At 63.7% G+C, this 26,195-nt stretch carries 31 protein-coding genes; 22 read left to right on the top strand and 9 right to left on the bottom strand.

The features are described from left to right. Positions 1 to 27: 27 nt before the first annotated feature. The 9 genes from KZ686_RS10010 to KZ686_RS09970 all read right to left on the bottom strand — a co-directional run bounded on the left by KZ686_RS10010 (position 28) and on the right by KZ686_RS09970 (position 6,514). Positions 28 to 477, bottom strand: a complete 450-nt coding sequence (locus KZ686_RS10010) for a GlcG/HbpS family heme-binding protein (RefSeq protein WP_011516089.1) — start codon at positions 475 to 477, stop codon at positions 28 to 30. A gap of 21 nt (positions 478 to 498) precedes the next feature. After that, on the bottom strand, positions 499 to 1,443 hold the full coding sequence (locus KZ686_RS10005; RefSeq protein WP_021159336.1) for a catechol 2,3-dioxygenase: 945 nt from the start codon (positions 1,441 to 1,443) through the stop codon (positions 499 to 501). A 17-nt stretch (positions 1,444 to 1,460) separates the two neighbouring features. Beyond that, a complete protein-coding gene (locus KZ686_RS10000; RefSeq protein ID WP_035486348.1) occupies positions 1,461 to 1,817 on the bottom strand; it encodes a 2Fe-2S iron-sulfur cluster-binding protein in 357 nt (118 codons plus the stop codon). 2 nt (positions 1,818 to 1,819) lie between these two features. Continuing rightward, positions 1,820 to 2,884 (bottom strand): NADH:ubiquinone reductase (Na(+)-transporting) subunit F, encoded by a 1,065-nt coding sequence (locus KZ686_RS09995; protein ID WP_069746426.1) that lies wholly within the window; start codon positions 2,882 to 2,884, stop codon positions 1,820 to 1,822. Positions 2,885 to 2,962: 78 nt separating this feature from the next. Further along, the gene (locus KZ686_RS09990; RefSeq protein WP_011516093.1) at positions 2,963 to 3,319 is read right to left on the bottom strand and encodes a phenol hydroxylase subunit P4; all 357 of its coding nucleotides are present in this window, start codon (positions 3,317 to 3,319) and stop codon (positions 2,963 to 2,965) included. Continuing rightward, positions 3,316 to 4,875 carry an aromatic/alkene/methane monooxygenase hydroxylase/oxygenase subunit alpha gene (locus KZ686_RS09985; protein WP_094068167.1) on the bottom strand — a complete coding sequence of 520 codons (1,560 nt, stop codon included), beginning with the start codon at positions 4,873 to 4,875 and terminating at the stop codon, positions 3,316 to 3,318. Before KZ686_RS09985 ends, KZ686_RS09990 begins: the two co-directional genes overlap by 4 nt. Before the next feature lie 22 nt (positions 4,876 to 4,897). Next, positions 4,898 to 5,167, bottom strand: a complete 270-nt coding sequence (locus KZ686_RS09980; protein WP_094068166.1) for an MmoB/DmpM family protein — start codon at positions 5,165 to 5,167, stop codon at positions 4,898 to 4,900. Between the two features lie 39 nt (positions 5,168 to 5,206). Then, complete coding sequence (locus KZ686_RS09975) at positions 5,207 to 6,202, bottom strand: aromatic/alkene monooxygenase hydroxylase subunit beta (protein WP_094068165.1); 996 nt, start codon at positions 6,200 to 6,202, stop codon at positions 5,207 to 5,209. Positions 6,203 to 6,289: 87 nt separating this feature from the next. Then, on the bottom strand, positions 6,290 to 6,514 hold the full coding sequence (locus KZ686_RS09970; RefSeq protein ID WP_011516097.1) for a phenol hydroxylase subunit: 225 nt from the start codon (positions 6,512 to 6,514) through the stop codon (positions 6,290 to 6,292). Positions 6,515 to 7,048: 534 nt separating this feature from the next. Here KZ686_RS09970 and KZ686_RS09965 point away from each other — a divergent pair. The 22 genes from KZ686_RS09965 to KZ686_RS09860 all read left to right on the top strand — a co-directional run bounded on the left by KZ686_RS09965 (position 7,049) and on the right by KZ686_RS09860 (position 26,130). Continuing rightward, positions 7,049 to 7,390 carry a hypothetical protein gene (locus KZ686_RS09965; RefSeq protein WP_035822233.1) on the top strand — a complete coding sequence of 114 codons (342 nt, stop codon included), beginning with the start codon at positions 7,049 to 7,051 and terminating at the stop codon, positions 7,388 to 7,390. Positions 7,391 to 7,400: 10 nt separating this feature from the next. After that, positions 7,401 to 8,147: an acetoacetyl-CoA reductase gene (gene phbB / locus KZ686_RS09960; protein WP_011516098.1), complete on the top strand. Its 747-nt coding sequence runs from the start codon at positions 7,401 to 7,403 to the stop codon at positions 8,145 to 8,147. 59 nt (positions 8,148 to 8,206) lie between these two features. Continuing rightward, on the top strand, positions 8,207 to 8,671 hold the full coding sequence (locus KZ686_RS09955; protein WP_011516099.1) for a universal stress protein: 465 nt from the start codon (positions 8,207 to 8,209) through the stop codon (positions 8,669 to 8,671). Between the two features lie 212 nt (positions 8,672 to 8,883). Then, positions 8,884 to 9,636 (top strand): SDR family NAD(P)-dependent oxidoreductase, encoded by a 753-nt coding sequence (locus KZ686_RS09950; protein WP_021159342.1) that lies wholly within the window; start codon positions 8,884 to 8,886, stop codon positions 9,634 to 9,636. Positions 9,637 to 9,650: 14 nt separating this feature from the next. Next, positions 9,651 to 10,595: a LysR family transcriptional regulator gene (locus KZ686_RS09945; protein WP_021159343.1), complete on the top strand. Its 945-nt coding sequence runs from the start codon at positions 9,651 to 9,653 to the stop codon at positions 10,593 to 10,595. Beyond that, positions 10,592 to 10,870: an EexN family lipoprotein gene (locus KZ686_RS09940; protein WP_011516102.1), complete on the top strand. Its 279-nt coding sequence runs from the start codon at positions 10,592 to 10,594 to the stop codon at positions 10,868 to 10,870. The genes KZ686_RS09945 and KZ686_RS09940 overlap by 4 nt, the downstream gene beginning before the upstream one ends. A gap of 236 nt (positions 10,871 to 11,106) precedes the next feature. Then, positions 11,107 to 13,110 carry a conjugal transfer protein TraG gene (locus KZ686_RS09935; protein ID WP_021159345.1) on the top strand — a complete coding sequence of 668 codons (2,004 nt, stop codon included), beginning with the start codon at positions 11,107 to 11,109 and terminating at the stop codon, positions 13,108 to 13,110. After that, a complete protein-coding gene (locus KZ686_RS09930) occupies positions 13,107 to 13,571 on the top strand; it encodes a ribbon-helix-helix protein, CopG family (RefSeq protein ID WP_021159346.1) in 465 nt (154 codons plus the stop codon). The genes KZ686_RS09935 and KZ686_RS09930 overlap by 4 nt, the downstream gene beginning before the upstream one ends. After that, entirely contained in the window at positions 13,568 to 14,620 is a 1,053-nt protein-coding gene (trbB, locus tag KZ686_RS09925) for a P-type conjugative transfer ATPase TrbB (protein WP_066132405.1), read from the top strand. The genes KZ686_RS09930 and trbB overlap by 4 nt, the downstream gene beginning before the upstream one ends. Next, positions 14,617 to 15,000, top strand: coding sequence for a TrbC/VirB2 family protein (locus KZ686_RS09920; RefSeq protein ID WP_011516107.1), 384 nt, complete (start codon positions 14,617 to 14,619; stop codon positions 14,998 to 15,000). The genes trbB and KZ686_RS09920 overlap by 4 nt, the downstream gene beginning before the upstream one ends. Continuing rightward, positions 14,997 to 15,269, top strand: coding sequence for a VirB3 family type IV secretion system protein (locus tag KZ686_RS09915; protein WP_003138984.1), 273 nt, complete (start codon positions 14,997 to 14,999; stop codon positions 15,267 to 15,269). The genes KZ686_RS09920 and KZ686_RS09915 overlap by 4 nt, the downstream gene beginning before the upstream one ends. 12 nt (positions 15,270 to 15,281) lie before the next feature. Continuing rightward, on the top strand, positions 15,282 to 17,741 hold the full coding sequence (gene trbE / locus KZ686_RS09910; protein WP_176042654.1) for a conjugal transfer protein TrbE: 2,460 nt from the start codon (positions 15,282 to 15,284) through the stop codon (positions 17,739 to 17,741). Then, entirely contained in the window at positions 17,738 to 18,475 is a 738-nt protein-coding gene (trbJ, locus tag KZ686_RS09905; protein ID WP_011516109.1) for a P-type conjugative transfer protein TrbJ, read from the top strand. The genes trbE and trbJ overlap by 4 nt, the downstream gene beginning before the upstream one ends. A gap of 12 nt (positions 18,476 to 18,487) precedes the next feature. Beyond that, positions 18,488 to 18,808 (top strand): hypothetical protein, encoded by a 321-nt coding sequence (locus KZ686_RS09900; protein ID WP_011516110.1) that lies wholly within the window; start codon positions 18,488 to 18,490, stop codon positions 18,806 to 18,808. Then, positions 18,805 to 20,184 carry a P-type conjugative transfer protein TrbL gene (gene trbL, locus KZ686_RS09895; RefSeq protein WP_011516111.1) on the top strand — a complete coding sequence of 460 codons (1,380 nt, stop codon included), beginning with the start codon at positions 18,805 to 18,807 and terminating at the stop codon, positions 20,182 to 20,184. Before KZ686_RS09900 ends, trbL begins: the two co-directional genes overlap by 4 nt. 24 nt (positions 20,185 to 20,208) lie before the next feature. Continuing rightward, positions 20,209 to 20,913, top strand: coding sequence for a conjugal transfer protein TrbF (trbF, locus tag KZ686_RS09890; protein WP_011516112.1), 705 nt, complete (start codon positions 20,209 to 20,211; stop codon positions 20,911 to 20,913). Beyond that, entirely contained in the window at positions 20,910 to 21,902 is a 993-nt protein-coding gene (gene trbG / locus KZ686_RS09885; protein ID WP_011516113.1) for a P-type conjugative transfer protein TrbG, read from the top strand. The genes trbF and trbG overlap by 4 nt, the downstream gene beginning before the upstream one ends. Before the next feature lie 2 nt (positions 21,903 to 21,904). After that, a complete protein-coding gene (locus KZ686_RS09880) occupies positions 21,905 to 23,176 on the top strand; it encodes a TrbI/VirB10 family protein (RefSeq protein ID WP_011516114.1) in 1,272 nt (423 codons plus the stop codon). Beyond that, positions 23,173 to 23,418 (top strand): DUF2274 domain-containing protein, encoded by a 246-nt coding sequence (locus KZ686_RS09875; RefSeq protein ID WP_011516115.1) that lies wholly within the window; start codon positions 23,173 to 23,175, stop codon positions 23,416 to 23,418. The genes KZ686_RS09880 and KZ686_RS09875 overlap by 4 nt, the downstream gene beginning before the upstream one ends. Before the next feature lie 413 nt (positions 23,419 to 23,831). After that, entirely contained in the window at positions 23,832 to 24,416 is a 585-nt protein-coding gene (locus tag KZ686_RS09870) for an NUDIX hydrolase (protein WP_053821981.1), read from the top strand. A gap of 165 nt (positions 24,417 to 24,581) precedes the next feature. Beyond that, on the top strand, positions 24,582 to 25,331 hold the full coding sequence (gene aat, locus KZ686_RS09865) for a leucyl/phenylalanyl-tRNA--protein transferase (protein ID WP_265632322.1): 750 nt from the start codon (positions 24,582 to 24,584) through the stop codon (positions 25,329 to 25,331). Positions 25,332 to 25,377: 46 nt separating this feature from the next. Then, entirely contained in the window at positions 25,378 to 26,130 is a 753-nt protein-coding gene (locus KZ686_RS09860) for an arginyltransferase (RefSeq protein WP_149318899.1), read from the top strand. The last annotated feature ends 65 nt before the right edge of the window (positions 26,131 to 26,195 follow it).

Below are 26,195 nucleotides of genomic sequence, written 5' to 3'. Positions count from 1 at the left end.
CGGCGGCAGTCGACTTTCCGGAAAGATTCAGGTTTGAGTTAGACCTAGCAGGCTCAATCCGGCTTGCGCACAGTGCTCGTCCTGCTCTTCGGTACCGCCAGACACGCCAATACCCCCGATGCGATGGCCACTTTCAACAATCGGCAAACCACCGCCGAAGGCGATGAAGCGGGGCCTTCGCACGATGCCTTGGCGGACCGCTTCGGAATGACTCAGCAAGGCCTCACTCCACCGACTGGTCGGTAAGCCGAAACTGGCTGCCGTGTATGCCTTGTCGATGGCGATCTCGATGGAGTGCAACGGCGCTCCAGGCATGCGCAGAAACGCGGCAAGATTCCCCGCCACATCGACCACCGCGATGTTCACGCATACGCCGAGGCGCTGCGCGTGCAGCGCAGCTGCCTCGACGACGCGGTTAGCCGCAGGCCAGTTGATCAGCCGCGCCTCGACGCTATGAAGTGAGTCAGCCTGAGTCATGTGCTATCTCCTGCGTGGCAGTCAGGTGTAAACCTCGGTGAATGACTGGACCAACTCACCGGTGTGATAGAAGATGCCGCTGCCGAGATGCTCTTCCGTCCAGGTCGTCACAGGCCGATCAGGTTGAGCGAGGTAGCCCAGGCCGGCAAAGGTCTCGTTGCGATTCCCACTTGGATCGAAGAAATAGATCGTCTCCCCGCGGGTAATCCCATGGCGCGTCGGCGCCACGTCGATCTTGACCTTGTTCTTGGCCATGACGTCAGCCGATTTCAGTACGTCATGCCACGAGTCGAGGAAGAAGGCAATGTGGTGCAAACCATTGCGAGGCCCACCTACGAAAGCGATGTCGTGCGGCGTGGACGTGCGGAACATCCACGTTGCAGCCTGAATGCTACTATCCGGACCTACCATAACTTGCTCAGCCAGATAAAAGCCCAGGCATTCCTTCATGAACCGGGTATTTTCCGCCACCCGATTCACGCCCGTCTCCGGATTGAGTTCACACATCAATAGGCAGTGATCCAGCCAATGGGCGCCTGCCCCCTTGACGTCATCGGGCCACGGGTCAGGATTGGTCGTTCCGACTCCGGTGCCCACATATTCCTTCGTCGCAAACAGACGCATCTCATGTCCGCTCGGCAGGTTGAACTGCAGCATACGACCGGTCGAAGGAAGGGTACCTTCGGGGAGCATTTGTGTCTTGAAGCCATAGGCTTCGATACGCTTTTGCAGCGCGTCCAGGTCGGCATCGTGCTCAACCTTGTAGGCGACATGGTTGAGCCCTGCTTGATCGGACGGCGTCAGAATAACGGAGTACTTGTCCCATTCGTCCCAGCACTTGAGGTACACGTTTCCATGTTCGTCCTCCATCGTCCTTTTCATTCCCAGGACGTTTTCGTAGTGCTTGATTGCCAACGCCATGTCCATCACTTTCAGACTGGCATGGCCGATTCGCATCACACCCATGGTCTATCTCCTTCGGCTTATTTCGTTGAATCTTGGGCTACCTGAAAGCTCAACCCTTTGAAAAAGGGCTTTTGCATCTTGCCGACCACCTCCAGTTCCACATCATCAGTGGGAGCCGCCCGGCACGCCAGCACCACACCTTGCGCTTCTTCCGCCTCGGAAATGTGCGCACGGCTCATTGCTCCAGTTTTGCGCACGCTGCCTCTGCACACCGCGACCTTACACACCCCGCACCCGCCGCTAAGGCAACCAACTGGTATGCCGCGACGCCCAAGGCGTGCCATGCCGGAAAGCAGAGACTCACCGAGAGCGCAGCTGAAACGCTCGCCGGTCTGCTTGACGGTCACGTTGACCTTCCCGTCCTGAGTAGTCACGATCACACCCTCTTGAAAAGCGGACTGCGTACTTGTTGGGCATCGGCTGCGGAAATGAACTTCTCAAAATAGATGTCGCGTTCGAACAACCGGCCCTGGATCAGGGTCGTGACGCAGGCGTCGATCATCGCCGGCGGCCCGCACAAATAGGCTTTGTGGCCGGAAAAGTTGTTCCCGAAATGAGCCTTGGCGACCTCGTGAACGAAACCCTGCGCCAAGGGATGCGTCGCACCTTCTGCTTTTTCCGATAGTGCCGGCACGTAGCTGAAGTTCGAATACCGCTGGCTGAGCTCGCGGAACTCCTCGTCGTAATACAGTTCTGCCTCATTGCGCTGGCCATAGACCAGAGTGATAGGCCTGCTCCATCCGCTTTGCAACAAGTCGATAATCATCGACCGAGGGCTCGACAGGCCTGAACCACCTGCCATGAAAACCATGGGTTGGTCGGCTGACCTGCGCACGAAAAACCGGCCATAGGGACCCGTCACGTGCAGTATGTTCCCCACCGCCAGTTGTTCATGGATGTAACCCGTGCCCTGTCCTCCCGGAACCCGGCGAATATTGAGCTCGATCTCCCCCGTTGCTGCGACGTCCGCAGGTGAATTGGCAATGGAAAACGCCCGTGTCTGGCGCAACTCGGGAATTTCAAGTTGCACGTACTGACCCGCCTGAAAATGAATCGGTTGATCGAGTCTCAGGAAGACGGCTTTGATCGTCGGTGTGAGTTGCTCGATGCGTGTCACCTCGGCATTGAAATCCTCGACCGGGATGACTTCGGCGTCCGGGTCTTCCTCGATGTCGGCCTCGATGGTCGTGTCATCGAGCAAGGTGGCACAGCAGGCCAACGCCTTGCGCTCCTCGCGCTCGAAGTCCATCAGCGCGAAGGGATTCGCATCGCCGAGATCGACTTCTCCGTCACACACCTGCACCTTGCAGGTTCCACATAGCCCGTGACCACACGCGTGCGGAATGTAAATGCCTTGGCGCAAGGCCGCGTCGAGTATAGTTTGCCCTTCCTCCACCTCAATGGTGGCACCCAGGGGCTGAATGTTGAGTTGATAGGTCATTGTTCAAATCGCCAGAGGCCAATCACACCGCGGCCTGTAACTTCGGCTGCGGTGTGATTGCGCTGCCATGACGCAATCTCAATTGCAGGAACCGCTCAGACCGTTCAAGCCAGGCGTGCGAAAGCGGATCACGTCTTTGTGCGTCAGACCGTTTTCAGCCAGCGACTTCGCCGGGTCGGGATGCCACGGCTGGCCGGACTTAAACCACTGCACCTGGCTCCAGTCGATTTTTGAGAAATCGGGGTGATAGCCATAAGTGCCGGGCAACACCTGGGTGCACAGCGCACCGAACAACGTGTCCGACGGCAGGGGCAAGGCAACTGGTGCCGCAAACAACAGATGGTCTTCCCAGCCGATAAACAGCAACGGCGCCGGAAAGTTTTCGCGCGCGTCTCGTGCCGGGAACTTGTAGGGTTTGAGGGCAACAACGCTCATTTGGCTTCTCCTTGCAAGACCTCTCCACGCCAGGCAGCAAAGTTCTTTTGGTCTTCCGACCCCTCGAAATCGAAGTTGTCCCGGCCTACATTCAGGTTGTAGTAGTCGAGCAAGGCCATCAAGGGATCGAAACCTTCCTTGGTCGGATCGGCATCCGGCTTGAAACAGTTTCCTTGATACACTTGCTGCGGCGGAAGCCATGACTGCACGAACTTCTCGGGTTCGTTGTCAAAAATCTCCTTGCAGTGGTCGCTGCAGAAGTGATACTTGTCGCCGAGGTAGTCCGACTCGCGATAGCAGATCTTGGTTGCGTCGCCAGGCTCGGTGAATATCATCGGAATCTGGCAGGTAGTGCAGAGCATCGGCAGCGTCTTGTTGTAGAAACGGTTGCCCTTGGCGGCCTGCTCGCGCCAGTAGTCCCAACGCGGACGGTAATACTTGTCGAACGTCTCGGGGTACTTCTCCGACAGCCACCCCATTTCTTCTTCTGTGGGAACCCAGGTGTGGATGGGGGCCGCGGCGTTATAGTTATAGAACACGGCGAAGGTCTGATGGCTGATGTGGTCCTTGCCTTCGCAAGCCTGGTCCCAGCCCTTGGGCTTACGGATGCCGTAACGCGCAAGATCCTTGAACAGCGCGCCGCCGTTCTGCTCGACGTACATCTCCCAGCTCTCGCGCCAGCTCATCACCCGGTTAGGCAGCATGTAGTCCTGCATCATGGCCACGATGCTCAACAGCCGATAGCCGCGCCAGAACCACTTGTCGATCCAGCGCTGCACGATGGGCACGTTGTCCGGATCCTGTTCCAGCATGAACTTGATGCATTCGATGCCGAGTGTCATGTGGCGCGATTCGTCACTTTGCGCCGAAAAACCGAAGGTGACCGTCGACATGTCCCCGTTGTAAGCAGCACCCGACATGAAGGGGACAAACAGCAGGTTGGTCAACACATATTCGAACGAAAAGCTCACCGCAGTAAGAAACTCGAACGGTCCACCGGTGGCCGCGTCTTCAAAAAATGACTTGGGCACCGACAAATACCAGACCCGGTCGTACCAATGGATGGAGTTGTGCAGGCCGTTAAAATACTTGTTGTAGTGCGAGAGAGCATGCATTTCGGTCTGGAAGTGACGCAGCTCGTCGATGGACTGCATCTGGCAAGCAACACGCGCCCCTTCACCCGTAAAATGCCGACCAACGTGGGCAAAACCTCGGTGTGCCATATACTCCAGCGGTGTCACACCCTGGATAAACACCTTGAGTGCGTTGACATAGCGCGCGTCGGAAATGCTCAACTGCCCGTTGTTCTGCGCGAAAGCGTCGATGACGGCGTAAAGCTTTTTTTCCTTCTCGCCCTGATATTTCCAGTAGGCGTCCATGGTCAGGCGGAAGGGGTCTTCCCATTTATCCCAATCGTGGATCTTGATGCCTTCGTACTTGTCGTACGGGAACACCTTGTCCATCGGCTGGTAGCTCGTCTGCCAGCCAAGTCCGCGGGTCATCGCTGCGTAGCGATCCTTTAAACCGAGTTTCTTCTTCTGCACAGAAGTGTCCATTTCAATTTCCTCTTTGCCGTGTTCAGTGTTTCCAGCTCAGCGTGAACTGTTCGTCATCCTCGTCGATATATCCGGACAAGGTGATCAGGTTGATGTGGATTTGCTGGAGATCGAACTTCATGCCGATCCGGTCTTCGATGCTTTGACGGTTTATTGTGAGATGCCCGGGCGCATCGATCTTCACCATGCCAGGCGATTCTGTGGCGACCGCATTAGGGTTATCAGCGAGAATCGCCTCCACCACCGGTCGAGACTCCTCGTTAGCCTGAAACGCGATAAATACGTTAGACATGAACATTCCTCTATGACGGTCAGGAATATAAATTAGCGGTTACAGAACAATCCCGGCCTTCGCAACGCGGGCACGAAGTCGCTGCCTTACTTCTTCCAAGGCGTCGTGGCCGTTTTCCGCCAAAGCCATTTCAGCGACAGGCAACAACGCTGACGCCGCCTGATCTTCCCAGGTACGCAACCAGTGAATGAGCAGCGCTTTGTTATCCTCCGATTCGGCCGCCATGGTCTTCACTACCGCATCGACCCAGCGACTGGATTCGTCATGCCACTCGGGCATGAAAGTGGTTAGCATTGCCACTGCGCTACCACCGTTGAGTGTGATGTAATCGTCGACGAAAGCGCCGTAGATCATGGGATAAAGAAGACCGTCGAGCGCCAGATTCTGGGCGACGAACAGTTCCACCGGATCTTGCAGCACCAGAGTGTTTTCCACATAACGACGCAACGGTTGCCAATCGGGACTCGTCATCCAGGCTTGCTTGGCTTCGTCAAGAAGATCGGGTCCGGACATTACCAGCGCCAGTCGTGTGAGATACTGCGCTACACCCAGATTGTCCATTGCGTGGAACATAGCCGGCGCAGTGAAGGTCGTGCCATAACCCAGGGCACAGATCTGGGAGTTGTTCATGTTCGCGCCCCAGGCCGCGTGGCGCAAAGGCACGAGAACGGAAAGCGCCTGTTGTCGAACCTCATCGGAAACGAGATCGATCATGCCGCGCGACTCGACAAACTCGAAGTTGGATTCCATCGCGTCTTGCTGCCGCGCTCGGGTCATCGTCCACGACGCGTAGTAGAACTGACGCGGGTCTTTCAGCGCATACCAGTCCTTCATTTGGATCGCGGTGCGCGACGTGTCGAACAGTTCATGCTCGGGATCCCACGTGGGCCGGTAATGAAAATTCGCTGCCGGTTGAGCACCTACAGTGCCTTCCTGATAGCGCGAAGCGGCTTTATCGGCTCCGATGTATTGAGCCACGTGCGTGTAGGTGTGACGCAGTGGTTTGATTTCCCGCGTCTTCAAATCGATGGTCATTAACTGCTCCTGTGGTTGTGAACCGGGATGGGATGCGATCAGACTAGGCGCGCTTCATCAGGCTGCTCGGCGCTGCTCACAAGAAAATCAATGCCGCACAATCTCGCCGAAGGCATCCAATCGCGTCACCTTCTGCGCGAGGCAAAATTCTTCGAACGCAGCAATAGGCAGCATGAGCTCGACACAGAGCTCGGGGGTGCCGACTGAAAATTCGAACTGGACGAATCCCTGTGTGTTGATGGCGGTAACGCTGACAAACCTGAGGTTCGGATCGAACCTGGGTTCCGCCTCAAGGGCTGCTTGCTTGTGCATCGCCTGTGTCTCCGATTCTGTGTTTTGATATCTCAAAGCAAGTCGCGTGCCATCGGCAGAAATGAGCCTTTATTGCTGCTTTGCAGCAATGCATTTACAGGTGAGCTGCTGCGGGATCGTCATCTGTCGCAATTCGGCCCAAGCATCCTGCGTTAAACGGCCAGATGCTTCCTGCGTTTGGGCGCCGCCTTCTGCCAGGCACAAACCGAAGGACGCAGGTCAGCACAACCGTCACACAGAATCGATACAACACAGGGTATCTACGGAGGTGCCAGCGAACGAGGTCAAGCTCATTGTGCAATCGCACATCGAAAAATCTCTGGGGTGCTGTCATAAAATTCGCGAACTAGGAAAGGGGCGCAGGTCGCTTAGATCAGAAATTTCTGAAATGCACACCCCAGCAAGGCTCTGTCAATTTGATGGCGAGGCAGCGGTAGAATGAAGTGGTGAAGAAAACGAAATCGCTTTATCACGGTCACCGTTTCCCTGCCGTCGTCATCAAATTGACAGAGCCCCTGTCGGTTCTGTTAAGCCATGCAACAGCTCAGCGCTGGCGGCGTGCTGGAGACCACCTCGCGCATCCAGGGCCTCCAACAGGCAGCCGACTGGCAGGCGCTCGCGACCTTGCCGTCCGAGGTGTTCTGGCGCCTGTGCCAAGGCCGCATGGGCGATGCCCAAGCGGTCGGGCAAGTAGCAGCCCAAAGCCAGGCGGCCTTTGCCAATGGTCTGCGCCAAGCGCTCACGACTTGGCAGGAATCTGTCTCCGAGGCATTCGGCGCCAGTGGCGACGCAGCCTCTTTCACGCAGCTTTGCCAGCGCTTGGCGCAGCCCTGGACCGCCCCAAGCGCCGTACCCCAGGGCAAGACCAAGAAATGAGGGGACGGCAATGAATACGACGCAACGGACGGCGCTCGTGACGGGAGGCAACCGGGGGTTGGGCGCTGCGATCGCCCGTGCCCTGCACGATGCCGGCCACCGCGTGATCGTCACGCATACCCCCGGCAACACCACGATTGGCCAGTGGCAGCAAGCGCAAGCGACACAGGGCTACTCATTTGCCGCCTACGGGGTGGATGTATCGGACTACGAATCAACGCAGGAACTGGCGCGGCGCATCCACGCCGACGGTCATCGGATCGACATCCTGGTGAACAACGCCGGCATCACCCGCGATGCAACGCTGCGCAAGCTCGACAAGGCCGGTTGGGATGCCGTACTGCGCACCAACCTGGACTCCATGTTCAACGTCACCAAGCCGTTCATCGACCCGATGGCCGAGCGCGGCTGGGGCCGCATCGTCAACATCTCTTCGATCAACGGCAGCAAGGGCCAGTTCGGGCAGACCAATTATTCGGCGGCCAAGGCCGGGGTACATGGATTCACCAAGGCGCTCGCACAGGAGGTGGCGCGCAAGGGCGTGACGGTCAACACCGTCTCGCCGGGCTATCTGGCCACCGAGATGGTGATGGCGGTGCGAGAGGACATGCGCCAGAAGATCATCGATGCGATTCCGGTTGGCCGTCTCGGCCAGCCGGCCGAGATTGCAGCTCTTGTCGCCTTCATCGCCAGCGAAGCCGCCGCCTTCATGACCGGCAGCAACGTGGCGATGAACGGCGGTCAGCACATGTCTTGAGCCCACTGCGCGAGCGGCTGACTTCCGACGCGGCAATCCGCAGCTCTTGGAGGAGTTCCATGTATTCACGATTTCTGGTGCCGCTTGATGGCAGTCCCACATCCCTTCTGGCCCTCGATCATGCGGCGGACATGGCACGCCTGAACGGCGCCACCGTGGTCCTGCTGCATGTCATCGAGCCGACCCGGCACAGCACGGGTTTCGAGCGCCCCAAGGTCTACATCGAGGACGTCCGCCCTCACTTCCTGGCAGCCGGGCATGCCTTGTTGGACGAGGCCGCAAACCGGCTGCGTCAGGACGGAATTGCAACAGAGACAGTACTGCTTGAAAGCACTGCAGAGCGGGTATCAGAGCAAATTGCCCGGCAGGCCAAGGAGAACGATTGCGACCTGGTCATCCTGGGCACCCATGGACGCCGTGGGGTGGACCGGCTGCTGCTGGGAAGCGATGCGGAACAGGTGGCGCGTATCGCACCTGTTCCCGTGATGCTGGTGCGCCAGTCGCGCAGAAAAGAGATCACATGAATCAACAGCCCGTGGAGGCGCTCGCGCAGGTGCTCAAAGCGGTGTCGAGCGCCTCGTCGCCCATTTCAAAACCATGGCGCCGGTACGCACTGCGGCGGCGCATCTTTGCGACGCGCTCTGGCGTGCTGTGCCATCGCACTCGTGCTAGTTGAGCGCGGAGAGTCACCGTCCGAACTATGAATCAATCAAATCCCGAAGGAGGACGATTCACTATGAAATACATCTTCAAAGGTGACAGCGCGCTGGTCAGTGGCGCCGGCTCGGGTATCGGCGAGGCAACGGCACACCTGCTCGCCATAAATGGTGTGCAGGTGGTTGCCTCCGACATCGACTTCGAGGCCGCCCGACGTGTGACACAGGCCATCATCGCCGCCGGCGGCCGCGCCGTGGCACACGAGGGCAATGCGGCCAAACCCGAGGACGCCGGTGCGGCGGTGCAGTGCGCACTCAAGCATTTCGGTTCTCTGCACCTGGCTTTCAACAACGCTGGCATTGCCGGAGAACTCAAGCCTGCAGGCGAACTGGCGGCCGAGGAATGGCAACGTGTCATCGATACCAACCTCTCGGGTGTGCAGCATGCCATGCGCGCGCAGATCCCGGCCATCCTGGCCGCCGGCGGCGGCGCCATCGTCAACATGTCGTCGGTCCTGGGATTAGTCGGCAGCGCGGACGCACCGGCCTACGTCGCGGCCAAGCACGGGGTGACAGGTCTCACGCGCTCGGCGGCGTTGGCCTATTCGGCACAGGGCGTCCGCATCAACTCGCTCCATCCGGGCTATATCGAAACTCCGCTGCTCAAGGCGCTCGACGAGGCCACACTGGCAGCGCTGAAGGGGCTGCACGCCATCGGGCGCCTGGGCCGGCCCGAGGAGATCGCCCACGCAGCCTGCTTCCTGCTGTCCGAAGGTGCCAGCTTCATGTGCGGCAGCGCCATGGTGGTAGATGGCGGTTATACGGCGGCTTGAATAGGAAGGGCACAGTGGAGTTGCGCCACCTTCGATGCTTCATCGCTGTCGCGGAAGAACTCCACTTCGCGCGCGCCGCCGAGCGGCTACATATCGAGCAGTCGCCATTGTCGCGGGCCATCAAGGAATTGGAGGAGGACTTGGGTGTGCAATTATTCGAACGCACCACCCGCAGTACCCGCCTCACCCGCGCGGGCCAGCTCTTCCTGGAACACGTGCCACGCATCTTTACTGCCTTGCAGCAGGCGCGTGACAGCGTGAAAGCGGTCGCCAATGGTTTCCACGGGCAATTGCGTGTGGCCTTGTCGGATGGCATCACGCCTTCGCGCTTACCGGCCTTGCTGGCGCTATGCCGACAAGAGGAGCCCGAGGTCGAAATTCGCTTCTTCGAGGTGCCGCTGTCGCAGCAGATCAAAGGGCTGCATGATGACCTGTACGACGTGGGATTTGCCCAATCCGATGAAGTGGGCGACGGCATCGTCGCTTTGCCCGCCTGGAGCGATGCGTTGATGGTGGCGGTGCCCGCCCGGCATCCGCTGCTGATCCACAAGCGCATCCCCTTGGATGAGTTACTGCGCTACCCATTGGTACTGTGCGATCCGCAAGTCTGTGAAGGCCTCGCGAAGCATGTTGAGCGGGTGCTTCGCCGAGTGGACATGGAGCCGCTGGTCGCGGAGCGAGTTGCCACAAGCGATTTGATGATGGCGTTGGTGTCAGCGGGCTTCGCACTTGGGTTGGCGGGTGCAGCTCACATTGCCGCCAGTCGTGAATCAGGTGTGGTGGCACGACCTTTGGCGTCACGCGTGCCACCGCTGACGACCTATTTGCTTCGTCTTGACAGTGATCCGTCCGATGAACTGGCGCGGTTCATTGAGCGCGTAAAGGCCATCGATCTGCCAGAAACTCCCAGACCCGCACGAGGCCGCAATCCCGATCACCCGGAGGAACTGATGCCATGAAGAAGATCATTCCGTTCTTGCTGGTGGCTGCCTTGACCGCCTGCGGTCAGTCCGAGACACCTCTGAACGCCACCAATTCAAAGGCAAGGATTCCGACAGTAGAAGAACTGGCGGCTAACCCAGAGCACCTCAAAGAACTGCGTCTGCAATGCAAGACCGACCGCCCCAAGTTGGGCGATACGATATGCGATCGGGTCGCCGAAGCCACGCGCAAACGGTTCTATGGCGACCGTGATACTCCGTACACGCCACCGAAACAATCGCCCAAGTTCTGATCGTCGGTGACGCGCCGCATCGGCTTCATATTCTTGTCCGACACGCCGCGATGCGCCTTCGCTTGCGGCGCTTTTCTTCGGCTCGCCGTCACACTAATTCTTTCTTTTTGCTCGACCATTCTGCTGAAAACGGTCTTTGACCGGCACTGACCCGGCACCGATCCTGACGCATGCGGCACGTTCCTGTGCCGCGATTTCCATGAGGAATCAGCGCAGGAGAAATCGGAGGCCAGGTCATGCAAGGGACGAACGTGCTGTTCGGTCAGATCGCCGTGGTGTTCGGCATCGTGATCGCCGGCGTGTGGGGCGCCACACAATGGACAGCAGCGGCCCTTGGCTATCAAGTACGCCTTGGCTCTCCCTGGTTCGATCTTCTTGGCACGCCGATCTACCACCCGTGGAAGCTGTTTGAGTGGTGGTTCTTCTTCGGCGCCTATGCGCCGGAAGTATTCGACACCGGCGGCGCCATCGCCGGCGCCAGTGGCATGGTCGCCGTGGGCGTTGCCATCGCCATGTCGGTCTGGCGCTCGCGCCAAGCTCGCCTCGTCACCACCTACGGCTCGGCGCGTTGGGCTAACGCGCAGGACATTCGCATGGCGGGCCTCACGCATCCAGCCGGCGTCTTCCTCGGCCAGCACGACCGCCAGTACCTGCGGCATGAAGGCCCGGAACACGTCCTGACCTTCGCGCCTACGCGCTCGGGCAAGGGCGTCGGCCTCGTGGTGCCGACGCTGCTGTCCTGGCCTGCATCCGCCGTCATCCACGACATCAAAGGCGAGAACTGGCAGATCACTGCGGGCTGGCGCTCGCGCTTCTCGCATTGCCTGCTGTTCAACCCGACCGATGCGAAGTCGGCGGCCTACAACCCGCTGCTGGAGGTGCGGCGCGGCGCGCATGAGGTGCGCGATGTGCAGAACATCGCGGACATTCTGGTTGATCCCGAAGGTGCGCTGGAGAAGCGCAACCATTGGGAGAAGACCAGCCACGCGCTGCTGGTCGGGGCCATCTTGCATGTCCTCTACGCGGGCGAAGACAAGACGCTGCGCGGCGTCGCCAACTTCCTCTCCGATCCGGCCAGCCCGTTCGAGCTGACCTTGCATCGGATGATGACCACGCCGCACCTCGGCGATGGGCCGCATCCGGTCGTCGCATCGGCGGCGCGCGAAGTGCTCAACAAGTCGGACAACGAGCGTTCCGGCGTGTTGAGCACTGCCATGTCGTTCCTCGGCCTGTACCGCGATCCCACGGTGGCCGAAGTCACCTCGCGTTGCGACTGGCGCATCGCCGATCTGATCGCGGCCGAGCATCCGGTATCGCTATATCTGGTGGTGCCGCCTTCGGACATTTCGCGGACAAAGCCGCTCATCCGCCTGATCCTCAACCAGATCGGCCGGCGCCTCACCGAGTCGCTCGATGGCTCCGACGGCATCGCACGCCGCCACAAGCTGCTGCTGATGCTCGATGAGTTCCCAGCGCTGGGGCGTCTGGACTTCTTCGAGACGGCCCTAGCCTTCATGGCGGGCTATGGCATCCGCAGCTTCCTCATCGCGCAGTCGCTCAACCAGATCGACAAAGCCTACGGCCAGAACCATTCGATTCTGGACAACTGCCATGTGCGCGTGACGTTTGCGACGAATGACGAGCGCACCGCCAAGCGCATTTCCGAGACGTTGGGCACTGCGACCGAACTGCGCGCCCAGCGCAATTACGCAGGCCACCGGCTGGCTCCGTGGCTGGGCCACCTCATGGTGTCGCGTCAGGAAACCGCGCGCCCGCTGCTGACGCCCGGCGAAGTCATGCAGCTTCCGCCTGACGTGGCGGTGGTGATGGTGTCGAGCGTGGCGCCGATCAAGGCGAAGAAGCTGCGCTACTACGCGGACGCCAATTTCAAGCGGCGCGTGCTGCCGCCTCCTGTGCTGGCGGACGGCCGATACGCCGACGCGCCGCCGGTGCGCCCGGACGACTGGAGCGGCCTGGCGATTCCTGCTGTACCCGCCGCGCCTGCGGCCGATGCCGCCGAAGGCTTCGGCGCTTCGACCGACGACGGTGGCCCACGCCGTCAACCCGAACTCTCCGAAACCGTCGCCTACGCCCCCGAGCTGGCCGCGAGCACCGCCGACCTCGACCTGCTCGATGACGACGACGACCTGCCGCTTCCCCTTCCTCGCCAGCTTAATCCGGCCATGCAGCGCACGGCCCGGCTGGCTTCCCTCGACCCCAACGACGGAATCGAGCTATGAGCCACTACCGCCTGAATCTCTTTATCCAGCCGGAGCACGCCAAGCGCCTGGACGAGCTGGCCGCCAAGAAAGGCGTGTCCAAGTCGTCCATCGTCGCGGCGGCGCTCGCATCGTGGCTGTCGCCCGATGCCGCCGACCAGCGCGAGGCGGCCATCGCCAAGCGGCTTGATCGCCTGTCGCGTCAGGCCGAGCGCATGGAGCGCGACCAGAACATCGCCATCGAGACGCTGGCACTGTTCATCCGCTACTACCTGACCGTCAGCACGCCGGTGCCGGAGGCCCATCAGGAGGCGGCGCGCGCCCAGGGCAAGGCGCGCTTCGAGCAGTTCACCGAGCAGCTTGGCCGCAACCTGCTGCGGGGCCGCAGCCTGGTGCGCGACGTGGTGGAGGAACTGCATGCCGACCCGATGCAGATGGAGGACGCGGCGGCAGCCGCGCAAGCGCAGGAGCGTGCGTCATGAGCGCCGTTCCGCAGTCCATGAGTGCCACGTCGCTCGACCGCCGCATCCAGATGCTGCGCACGGCAATGGGGCCGCTGATCGCCGCTGCGCTCGAAGACCCCGACGTGGTGGAAATCATGCTCAACCCGGATCGCACCCTTTGGGTGGATCGCCTGTCGTCGGGCCGCGCGCCGATGGGCGTTGAGATGCCCGAGGCTGATGGCGAGCGAATCATCCGCCTGGTCGCGGCCCATGTCGGCGCGGAAGTCCATCGCGGCCAGCCGCTCTTGTCGGCGGAGCTGCCCGAGACGGGCGAACGCTTCGAGGGCATCTTGCCGCCTGCTGCACCGGGGCCGGCCTTCGCGCTGCGCAAGCGCGCCATCGGCGTGATTCCGCTGGAGCGGTACGTCATCGACGGGATGATGACCAGCGCCCAAGCGGGCTTTCTCGTTCGCGCCGTGCGCGAGCGTCAGAACGTGCTGATCGCCGGCGCTACCAGCAGCGGCAAGACGACCTTGGCCAATGCACTGCTGGCCGAGATCGCCGCCACCGGCGACCGCGTACTGGTGCTCGAAGACACGGTGGAACTGCAATGCGCGGCGCGCGACCACGTTCCACTGCGCACGCGCGCAGGCGTGGTGTCCATGACGGAACTGGTGCGCTCGTCCATGCGCCTGCGGCCGGATCGCGTCGTCGTCGGCGAGGTGCGCGGCGCCGAGGCGCTGGATCTCATCAAGGTGTGGGGCACGGGCCACCCCGGCGGCATCGCCACGATCCATGCCGGCTCCGCGCTGGGCGCGCTGCTGCGCCTGGAACAACTGATTCTCGAAGTGGCCGTGAATCCGCCCCGTGCGCTGATCGCCGAGGCGGTCAACGTGGTGATCCACATCGTCGGGCGCGGGCGCAAGCGCCGCATCGAGAGCATCGCCCGCGTCGTCGGCTTCGACGGCGTGGGCTACCAACTGGCGGACGCGCTGGAAACGTCGTTTCCCGAGCTACTGCCGATCCCCGATGCCGCATCCGCTGCGGCGACTTCCCCGTCCCCTGACCAACCTGGAGAACTGCCATGACGCAGATGACCATTTCTGCTTTCCGTGTTTCCGTAAATCCGGCTTTGCGCCTTGCACGGCTGCGTAGCCTGGCCCGCCCTGCTGGGCAAGGGCTGCTGCTGGCCGCGCTGCTGCTGTTCCTGGCCGGCACCGCGCAGGCCGCCGGTTCCTCGATGCCGTGGGAAGGCCCGCTGCAATCCATCCTCGAATCCATCCAGGGGCCGGTGGCGCGCATCGTCGCGGTCATCATCATCATCGCAACCGGCCTCGCGCTGGCCTTCGGCGACACGTCGGGTGGTTTCCGCAAGCTGATCCAGATCGTGTTCGGCCTGTCCATCGCGTTCGCGGCTTCGAGCTTCTTCCTGTCGTTCTTCAGCTTCTCCGGCGGGGCCGTCGTATGAGCGGCCCGGATACCTTCGCGGCTGGGTTCGAGGTGCCGCTGCATCGCTCGCTGACCGAGCCGATCCTGCTGGGCGGTGCGCCGCGCACCGTGGCAATCGCCAACGGCACGCTGGCCGCCGCCGTCGGGCTAGGCCTGCAACTGTGGATTCCTGGCGTCGTGCTCTGGATCGTCGGCCATTCGCTGGCGGTATGGGGCGCGCGCGTCGATCCGCAGTTCATGGCCGTGTTCGCCCGGCACATCAAGCACCGCCCGCTGCTGGACGTGTGAGGGGACGCCGCCATGCTGAACCTTGCCGAATACCGCCAGCGACCCGCATTGCTCGCCGACTGGCTGCCGTGGGCTGGATTGGTTGCGCCGGGCGTCGTCTTGAACAAGGACGGCAGTTTCCAGCGCACGGCCCGGTTTCGCGGGCCTGACCTCGACAGCGCGACGCAAGGCGAGTTGATCGCCACGTCGGCACGCCTGAACAACGCCCTGCGCCGCATGGGTTCGGGCTGGGCGCTGTTCATTGAAGCAGAGCGCCGACCCGCCGCCGACTATCCGCACTCGGAGTTTCCCGAGCCACTGTCGTGGCTGGTGGACGAGGAACGCCGCGCCACCTTCGAGGACTCGGGCAACCACTTCGAGAGCGGCTATCACCTGACGCTGGTGTACCTGCCGCCCGAGGAATCGCGCGCCCGTGCCGCCAAGATGCTCTACGAGAACACGCCGACGAATGGCGTGGACTGGCGCGAGCGCCTGCAAGCCTTCGTCGCGGAGACGGATCGCGTCTTTGACCTGCTCGATGGCGTGATGCCGGAAATCACCTGGCTCGATGACAGCCAGACGCTGACCTACCTACACGCCACCATCTCGACGCGGCGCTATCGCGTCGGCGTGCCCGAAGTGCCGTTCCACATCGACGCGCTGCTGACCGATTCCGCGCTGGTCGGTGGCCTGGCACCGATGCTGGGCGACCAGCACCTGCGCGTGGTGTCGGTGCGGGGCTTCCCGACCTCGACCTGGCCGGGGATTCTGGACGACCTCAACCGCCTCGGCTTTGCCTACCGCTGGAGCACGCGCTTCCTGTGCCTCGACAAAGCCGAGGCGGAACGGGAGTTGGGGCGCCTGCGCCGCCAGTGGTTCGCCAAGCGCAAGAACGTCATCGCGCTGCTGCGCGAAACGATCTTCCAGCAAGAAAGCCCGCTGGTGGATACCGACGCCAGCAACAAGGCGGCGGATGCAGACGCGGCCTTGCAGGAGCTGGGCAGCGATCAAGTCGCCTTCGGCTACCTCACCGCGACGGTGACGGTGCTCGATGCCGACCCGGCCGTGGCCGACGAGAAGCTGCGCATGGTTGAGCGCGTCATTCAGGGACGCGGCTTCATCACCATCCCGGAAACGCTCAACGCCGTGGATGCGTGGCTGTCGTCCATTCCGGGCAACGCCTACGCCAACGTGCGGCAGCCCATCGTCTCGACGCTGAACCTGGCTCACATGATGCCGGTGTCGGCGGTATGGGCGGGGCCGGAGAAGAACGACCACCTCGACGGCCCGCCGCTGATCGTCACGCGCACCGATGGCGCGACGCCGTTCCGGCTGGTGACGCACATCGGCGACGTGGGCCACACGCTGGTCGCGGGGCCGACCGGCATGGGCAAGTCGGTTTTGCTCGCCACGCTGGCAATGCAGTTCCGCCGCTATCGCGGCTCGCGCATCTTCGCGTTCGACATGGGCCGCTCGATGCGCGCCACGGTTCTCGGGCTGGGCGGCGAGCACTACGACCTCGGGACGGACGGCGAAATCGCCTTCCAGCCCTTGGCACACATCGACCGCGAGGGCTACCGCACCTGGGCGGCCGAATGGATCGAAGGCCGCTTGCTGCATGAAGGCGTGGCGGTCGGTCCCGACGAGAAAGCGGCTATCTGGTCGGCGCTGGGAAGCCTCGCCGGTGCGCCGTTGGAGCAGCGCACGATGACGGGGCTTTCCGTGCTGCTGCAATCGAACACGCTGCGTCAGGCGCTGTCGCCCTATGTGCTCGGCGGTGCCCACGGCAAGCTGCTGGACGCCGACCATGACCGGCTAGGCATGGCCGACGTGCAGTGCTTCGAGATGGAGGAACTGATGCACAACAAGGCCGCCGTCATGGCCGTGCTGCATTACCTCTTTGCGCGCTTCGATGAACGCTTCGACGGTGCGCCCACGCTGCTGATCCTCGATGAAGCGTGGCTGTTCCTCGATGACCCGGTGTTTGCCGCGCGTATCCGGCAATGGCTCAAGACGCTCAGGAAAAAGAACGTCAGTGTCATCTTCGCCACGCAATCGCTGGCGGACATCAAGGATTCGAGCATCGCACCCGCGATCATCGAGAGCTGCGCAAGCCGCATCTTCCTGCCGAACCCGCAGGCGACCGAGCCGCAGATTCGTACGATCTACGAGGGCTTCGGCCTGAACTCACGGCAGATCGAAATCGTCGCCACCGCGCAGCCCAAGCGCGACTACTACTACCAATCCCGCTTCGGCAACCGCCTATTCGACCTCGACCTGGGGCCGGCGACGCTGGCCTTTGCGGGCGCTTCCACGCCGCAAGACCAGCGCGACATGGACCGCGTGCTGCTGGACGCCGGCACGCCCGGCTTCGCAGGCGGCTGGCTGCGCCATTGCGGCCTCGATTGGGCGGCCGATCTGCTGCCCTCGTTCCCCGGCCTCGCGCCGGGTTCCCTCCGTACCGCTGACCACCTATTGGAGAACCAGCTATGAAGATCCGTGCGCTTTCCATTTCTCTCGCCGCCGCGCTGTCGGTATCGCTGCTGGCCGTACAACCGGCATCTGCCATCACGGTGTTCGATCCGTCCAACTTCGTGCAGAACACGCTGACCGCGATTCGCACGCTGGAGCAGATCAACAACCAGATCCAGCAGCTTCAGAACGAAGCGCAGATGCTGATGAACCAGGCGCGCAACCTCGCCAGCCTGCCGTCCAGCGTGGTGAACCAGTTGCGCGCCAATCTGGCGACGACCGAGCGGCTGATCGCTCAGGCTCGCGGCTTGGCCTACGACGTGACGAACCTCGATCGGGAGTTCGCGCGCCTGTATCCCGAGCAGTACGCCGCCACCGTCAGCGGCGACCAGATGTACCGCGACGCGCAGGAGCGTTGGCGGAACACGCTCAACGGCTTGCAGACCACCATGCAGATGCAGGCGCAGGTGTCGCAGAACCTGGGCGAAGACGAAAGCGTGCTGGCCGACCTTGTGAGCAAGAGCCAGTCGGCCCACGGTGCATTGCAGGCCATGCAGGCCATGAATCAGTTGCTCGCCTTGCAGGCCAAGCAATCGATACAGGCGCAACGGCTCCAGATCACACAAGACCGGGCCGCCTCGCTGGAGCTGGCGCGACAGGCGGCGGCCACGGAACGTGCCCGCGAAGTGCGGCGGCGCTTCCTGGGCGAAGGCACGCCGTACACGCCGCAGACCGTGAACTTCTACCGCGACTGACGGGAGGCCGCCATGCGATGTGTCCTCGTCCTGTGTGCTGTGCTGCTGGCCGCTTGCAGCGAGCAGCCGGCCGACAATCTTGCCGATGCCTTGGCCGCCGATCCCGTGCGGCTCAAGGCATTGCGCGCGCAATGCGCGGCCGACCGACAGGCTACGGGCGAGGACGCCTGCCGCGCCGCTACCGAAGCCTTCCGGCGGCGCTTCTTTTCTGGCCAGGCCGGGCCTGATGAATACCTGACGCTGCCCGACCTGCCGCCGATCCCGCCGAGCTTCGAGGAATCGGCCGATGGCATGGCGCCGGCCGTTCCCGTCGAACCGGAGGACACGCCATGAATGACGTGACCATCATCGACCAGTTCCTCAACACCTTCGCCACCTACATCGACTCGGGTTTCGGACTGCTGCGGGGCGAAGTGGCGTTCCTCACGGCCACGCTGATCGTCATCGACATGACGATCGCCGGCCTGTATTGGGCCATGAGCCATGCCACCGGCCAGGGCGAGGACGTGATCGCCAAGCTGCTGCGCAAGGTGCTCTACGTCGGTGCCTTCGCCTATATCCTCAACAACTTCAACTGGCTGGCCAGCATCGTGTTCCGCTCGTTCGCCGGGTTGGGCATCACCGCCACCGGCTCGGCCATCACGATGGAGAACTTCCTCCAGCCGGGCCGGCTGGCCAAGACCGGCATCGACGCCGGGGCGCCAATTCTGGAACAGATCGGCGAGATGGCCGGGTTTCCCGAGGTGTTCGTGAACCTCGATCCCATCGTGGTGATGTTCCTCGCTTGGTTGGTCGTGGTCCTGTGCTTCTTCGTGCTGGCGATCCAGCTTTTCATCACGCTGATCGAGTTCAAGCTGACCACACTCGCGGGCTTCGTGTTGGTGCCGTTCGCGCTGTGGAACAAGACCAGCTTCCTCGCCGAGAAGGTGCTGGGCAACGTGGTGTCGTCCGGCGTCAAGGTACTGGTGCTGGCCGTGATCGTGGGCATCGGCTCGGGCCTGTTCGCGCAGTTTCAAGTCCATCCCGCCGAACCGTCCATCGACCACGCGCTGGTCATCATGCTGGCCTCGCTCACCTTGCTGGCGCTGGGGATCTTCGGCCCCGGCGTCGCCACGGGCCTCGTGTCCGGTGCGCCGCAGCTCGGCGCTGGCGCAATGGCCGGTGCTGCTGTCGGCGCTGCCGGCACGGCTGTCGCCATCGGCGCCGCCGCGACGGGCGTGGGTGGCGCCGTGGCTGCTGGCGCGCGCATGGCCCCGGCTGCCGCCAAGCTGGCCGGAAGCGGTGCGCGCGCCGCCACGACGGCGGCCGGCAGTGCGAAGTCGGCGTTCCAGGCCGGTTCCGCCGCCGCTGGCGGCGGCGCAAAGGGCGCGATGGCGGGCCTGGGCAACGTCGCCAAGACCGGCGCGCAGGCCGCCGGATACGCGGCTGCATCCCGTGCTTCCGCTGCCGGGCAGCGGATGGCCGCTCCGTTCCGTGCTGGCTGGAATGGCTCGATGGCCGACGCTGGCGCGTCAGCCGGCCAAGCCTCCGCAGGAGAAGCCCCCGCAGGCGACGCCGCTGCACAGAAGCCGGAACAACCCGCCTGGGCCAAGCGGCTGCATCGCCGCCAGCAACTCACCCACGCCGCGACCACCGCCGCGCACACGCTGCGCGGCGGTGACGGTGGCGGCTCGGGGCAAGGCCCGAGCCTGCGCGGCTCCGACGAGTAAAGCGATTCACAAGGAGAACTGACCATGCGATTCAGAAAACCGCAGGTGCGCTATGCCGACACGCCGCAGCCTGCCACGCCGTACCAAGCTGCCGGCCAGGTGTGGGACGACCGTATCGGCTCGCCGCGCGTGCAGGCGAAGAACTGGCGCCTGATGGCCTTCGGCTGTCTGACGCTCGCGCTGTTGATGGCCGGCGGCCTGGTGTGGCGCTCGGCGCAGTCCTTCGTGACGCCCTACGTCGTGGAGGTGGACAACGCGGGCCAGGTGCGCGCCGTGGGCGAAGCCGCCACGCCGTACCGGCCCAACGATGCACAGACGGCGCACCACATCGCGCGCTTCGTGACGCTGGTGCGCTCGCTGTCCATCGACCCCATCGTCGTCCGCCAGAACTGGCTGGACGCCTACGATTACACGACCGACAAGGGCGCGGCCGTGCTCAACGACTACGCGCGAGTCAACGACCCGTTCGCGCGCATCGGCAAGGAGTCGGTGACGGTGCAGATCACCAGCGTCGTGCGCGCCAGCGACACGTCTTTCAACGTGCGCTGGACGGAACGCCGCTACGTCAACGGCGCCGCGGCGGGCCTGGAGCGGTGGACGGCCGTGGTGTCCATCGTGCTCCAGCCGCCGCGCACCGAAGAACGCCTGCGCAAGAACCCCCTGGGCATCTACGTCAACGGCCTGTCGTGGAGCCGCGAACTGGATTCTTCCGAAGGAGCCAAGCCATGAATGATCTTTTCCGTAAATCCGCTTTGCCGGTGATCCTGCTTGCCCTCGTGGGCTGCGCCTCGCAGGGCAAGCCACCGCCGACCATCTCGCTCGATGAGCCGGTGCAGGCCCAGCCGCTGCCGGAGCCGCCCGCGCCGGTGGAGGTGGTGGCCGTGCCCGAGGTTCTACCGATGCCGGCGCAGTTGAAACCGTTGCCCGAAGCTGAGGACGCCAAACCTGCGCCGGAGCCGGCTGACGAGAAGGTGCGCGTCTCGCGCGCCAATGCCGAGGCCCGCGTAGCCCCCACGCGCGAGGGCTACGTCAATGCGATTCAGGTTTGGCCCTTCACGGACGGGGCGCTCTATCAGGTCTATGCGGCCGTGGGCCGCGTGACCGTGGTTTCGCTCCAGCCGGGCGAGGAACTGGTGACGGTGGCCGCTGGCGATACCGTGCGCTGGATCGTGGGCGACACGTCCAGCGGCAGCGGTGCCGATCTGCGCGTGAACGTGCTGGTCAAGCCGATTCGCTCAGGCCTCAAGACCAATCTCGTCATCACCACCAGCCGCAGGACGTACCTGCTGGAGCTGGCTTCGACGGAAAAGACGTGGATGGCGTCGGTGTCCTGGGAGTACCCGCGCGACCGGATGCTGGCGCTACAGCGCCAAGCGCAGGCGGCCAATGCCGCCGCGCCGGTCGATGCCGGGCTGGCGCTAGAGAACCTGCGCTTCCGCTACGCAATCAGCGGCAGCAATCCGCCGTGGAAGCCGTTGCGCGCCTTCGACGACGGGCAGAAGGTCTATATCCAGTTCCCCGCTGGCATCGCGCAAGGCGAGCTGCCGCCGCTGTTCGTGATAGGGCCGGAAGGCGACGGGCAACTGGTGAACTACCGCTTCCGCTCGCCGTACTACATCGTGGATCGCCTCTTTGGCGCGGCAGAGCTGCGCCTGGGCGGCGACAAGGGCGCCATGGTGCGGATCGAGCGCACGGATGGCGTGGCACGGAGGAACTGACCATGATCCAGGACGACACCCCCGACCTCGCCAGGCCGCAAGCGGGCAAGGTCGCGCCCGAGGCGTTGGCGCTGCGCGCCCAGCCGCGCCCGGTCACGCGCCTGAACCGGCGCACGCTGGCCATCCTCGTCGGCGGCCTGTCGGTCGCCGTGCTCGGAGCCACGATCTGGTCGTTGCAACCGCAGCGGCGCAGCGCGGGCGAGCAGCCCGAGCTTTACAACGTCGATCGCGTCTCGAAGTCCGAAGGGCTGGACGGCCTGCCGGCCGACTACTCGAAGCTGCAGCCGAAGGTGCCCGAGTTGGGGCCGCCGCTGCCGGGCGATCTTGGCCCGGCCATCGTGAACTCGCAGCAGCCGGCCGTGGCCGCTTACGCGGCCCCCGGCCACCATCCCAACGATGCCTTGCGCAAGGAGGAAGAAGCCGCTGCGGCTTCGTCGGTGTTCTTCCGTTCGGGCGGCCAAGGCCCCACCGCCGCGGTGGCGCAGGCGACGCCGGGTGCGCCTGGTGGTGCAAGCGCGCTCGCGGCCTTCGACCCGCTCGCAGCCGGGTCGGCCTCGACGGCGGCGCAGCCTGGCGACCCGACCGCCGTGCAGAACCGGCAAGACCAGAAGGAGGCGTTCCTGAAAGCCGGTTCTACGGAAACCCGCAATTCCGGCAATCTGGCGCTGCCGGCGTCGCCCTATCAGGTGATGGCTGGAACCGTGATCGCGGGCGCGCTGGTGACGGGCATCAAGTCGGACTTGCCGGGCGACGTGATCGCCACGGTGACGGAGCCGGTCTATGACACGGCTACAGGCAAGTACCTGCTGATCCCGCAGGGGTCGCGCATCCTCGGGCGCTACAACAGCCAGGTCAGCTACGGGCAGAGCCGCGTGCAGGTGGTGTGGAACCGGATCATCCTGCCCGACACGTCCTCGCTGACGCTCGACAACCTTGTCGGCACCGATCCAGCCGGCTATTCCGGTCTAGAGGATGACGTGGATTGGCATTGGAATCGCATCGTCGCGGGCGCGGTGCTGACGACGCTGCTGGGCGTCGGAGCCGAGCTGGCCGCGCCGGAGAACCGCCAGGACGGCAACCGCATCGTCATCGCCGGGCGCGACAGCGCCCAGGACGGCATCAATCAGGTCGGCCAGGAGATCACCCGGCGCAACATGAACATCCAGCCGACGCTGACCGAGCGGCCGGGCCTGCCGGTGCGGATCATCGTCAACCGGGATCTAGTGCTGCGGCCCTACCAGCCGCTGTTCTTCAATCGGGGAGCTTCGCAATGAGCGCGACCAAGAAGCTGCGGCTCGGGCCGCTGCCCAAGACCGAGAACGTCAAGCTGACCTTTGCCTGCCCGGCCAGCCTGAAAGCCGACCTCGACCGCTACGCCGCGCTGCACGCGCAGGCATATGGCGAAGCAGTCGATGCAGAGAAGTTGATCCCGCACATGCTGGAGGCGTTCATGGCGGGGGATCGGGGATTCAGGAAGGGCACGACGACCCGGAGCGCGCCATCAAAGCCTACATGATGGCATCGCATTCCAACGGCATCCATCGAACGCGCAGCCCTCAGCTGCGCGTTCTTCATTCTGGAGGCCGCCAAGCCTCTTGGGCTATGATGACGCGACAGGCCCGCCGTTCCTCGGCAATCCAGCACGACACAGTGCGATGCGGCTTTCTCTCCCGACGCTCTTATGTGGCTCCTAGCCGACGAAGCCGCGGTTCTGCAAAGCGGCCCCGAAAAGAGCTAACCTACTGCCCCATATACGGTTTCAAGCCCTGCGTGATTTGCGCGAAAGACTTGACACCGGCACTTTTTTGTTTCTGCGTGCTTTCCGCAGTTCGCTGCCGCTCATTCGAGCGCGCGCCAGGGTCGCGGCTCCACGGTCGTGCCGCCTCAGGGCCGGTGATAAACTGCGCCCATTCCTCCCGGACCGAATCCATGAAATTCTGCTCGAACTGCGGCCATGCGGTCGTGCTGCGCATCCCCGATGGCGACAACCGGCCGCGCCATCTCTGCGATCAATGCGGCACCATCCATTACGTCAATCCGCGCAATGTGGTCGGCACGGTTCCGGTCTGGGAAGACAAGATCCTGCTGTGCAAGCGCGCGATCGAGCCGCGCTACGGCTTCTGGACGCTGCCGGCCGGCTTCATGGAGATCGGCGAGACCACCGCCCAGGCCGCCGCCCGCGAAACGCTGGAGGAAGCCGGCGCGCGCGTGCAGATCGGCGAGCTGTTCTCGATGCTGAACGTGCCGCACGTGCATCAGGTCCATCTGTTCTATCTGGCCAGGCTGGAAGACCTCGATATCGCGCCGGGCGAGGAAAGCCTCGAGGTCAAGCTGGTCGACGAGGCGGACGTACCCTGGGACGAGTTGGCCTTCCCCACCGTGATCCACACCCTGCGCTGCTTCTTCGCCGACCGCGCGGCCGGACGTATCGCGGATGGCAGCTTCCGGCTGCATACGCTCGATATCGACAAGCCGATGCGCCCGCTGGCGGCGCGCGCGACGGTGGAGCCCTGAACGCGCGGGCCGCCTTCCGGGCCGCCTTCCGAGCCCCCCTCAGCGCCGCATGCAGAGCCAACATCCACGCTGCCACCGCGCCACCTCCGTGACGATCGCGCTCCCCGCCCCGTTCAACCGCGCCTTCCACCGCGCCCTCGCCCGCGCCCTCGCCTCCTCTCGCGCATGATCGCCTGGCTCGACCCGCACGATCCGTTTCCCCCGGTCGATGCCGCGCTGGGCCCCGACTCCGAAGCCCCCGGCCTGCTGGCCGTGAGCCGCGATCTGACCCCGCAGCGCCTGCTGCTGGCCTACCGCCACGGCATCTTTCCCTGGTACGCGCAGGGCCAGCCGGTGCTGTGGTGGAGCACCGATCCGCGCATGGTGCTCGATCCCACCGCGCTGCGGGTCTCGCTGAGCCTGCGCAAGACGCTCAAGCGCGTGCTGCGCGAGGACGACTGGCAGATCCGCGTGGACGACGATTTCGAATCGGTGATGCGCGCCTGCGCCGAGACCCCGCGCGCGGGGCAGCACGGCACGTGGATCACGCCGGAGATCGTCGAGGCCTACGGCGCGCTGCACGCGCGCGGCATGGCCCATTCGGTCGAGACCTGGTATCGCGGCGAGCGCGTCGGCGGGCTGTACGGCGTGGCGCTGGGCCGCATGTTCTACGGCGAGTCGATGTTCGCGCGCCGCACCGACGCCTCGAAAATCGCGCTGGCGGCGCTGTGCGGCTTCCTCGCCGGCCACGGGGTGACGATGATAGACTGCCAGCAGGAAACCGAGCACCTCGCCTCGCTGGGCGCGCGGCCGATTCCGCGCAGCGAGTTCGTCGCGCATCTGCGCACGGCGACCGCGCAGCCGCAGATCGTGCCGTGGCGGTTCGACAAGACGGTGCTCGAATGGTGGACACGGGCGCGCCAGGCCGAGCGCTAGCGCCCCGCGCTCCGACCGCGGCAGCACCCGACGGCAGCATCCGATCATGAGCAAGCTCAAGGAATTGCCCCTTTCCGCGCTGCAGTTCTATGCAACGGCGCCCTACGCTTGCAGCTATCTCGAAGGCCGCATGGCCCGCTCGCAGGTGGCCACCCCCGCGCACCTGATCAATGCCGACGTCTATTCCCGCCTGGTGCGCGCCGGCTTCCGGCGCAGCGGCGTCTTCACCTACCGCCCCTATTGCGACGATTGCCATGCCTGCACGCCGTGCCGGCTCGCGGTCGACCAGTTCGAGCCGGATCGCAGCCAGCGCCGCGCCTGGCAGCGCCACCGCCATCTGCAGGCGCTGGTCGCGCCGCTGACCTACGTCGAGGAACACTACGCGCTGTATCTGCGCTACCAGTCGATGCGGCACGCCGGCGGCGGCATGGACCAGGACAGCCGCGACCAGTACGAGCAGTTCCTGCTGCAGAGCCGCGTCAATTCGCGGCTGGTCGAATTCCGCGATCCGCCCGACGCCGCCGAGCCCGGCAAGCTGCGCATGGTCAGCATGATCGACGTGCTCGACGACGGCCTGTCGTCGGTCTACACCTTCTACGATCCGCTGCAGCCCAAGACCAGCTACGGCACCTACAACATCCTGTGGCAGATCGAGCAGACCCGCGAACTGGGCCTGCCGCATCTGTACCTCGGCTACTGGATCGCCAACAGCCGCAAGATGGCCTACAAGGCGCGCTTCCAGCCGCTGCAGGTGCTGGTAGGCAACCAGTGGCGGCCGTTCGAGTCCGAGGGCGCCTGAGCGCGCGGCTCGGCACGCGCATCACGCCTTCACGCTCTACCGCGCGATCCACGGCCGCGCATCAC

Source organism: Cupriavidus cauae, from assembly GCF_026210475.1.
Lineage (GTDB): Bacteria > Pseudomonadota > Gammaproteobacteria > Burkholderiales > Burkholderiaceae > Cupriavidus > Cupriavidus cauae.
Note: the sequence above shows the minus strand (reverse complement) of the source record. Positions and strands in the feature narration are given on the sequence as shown.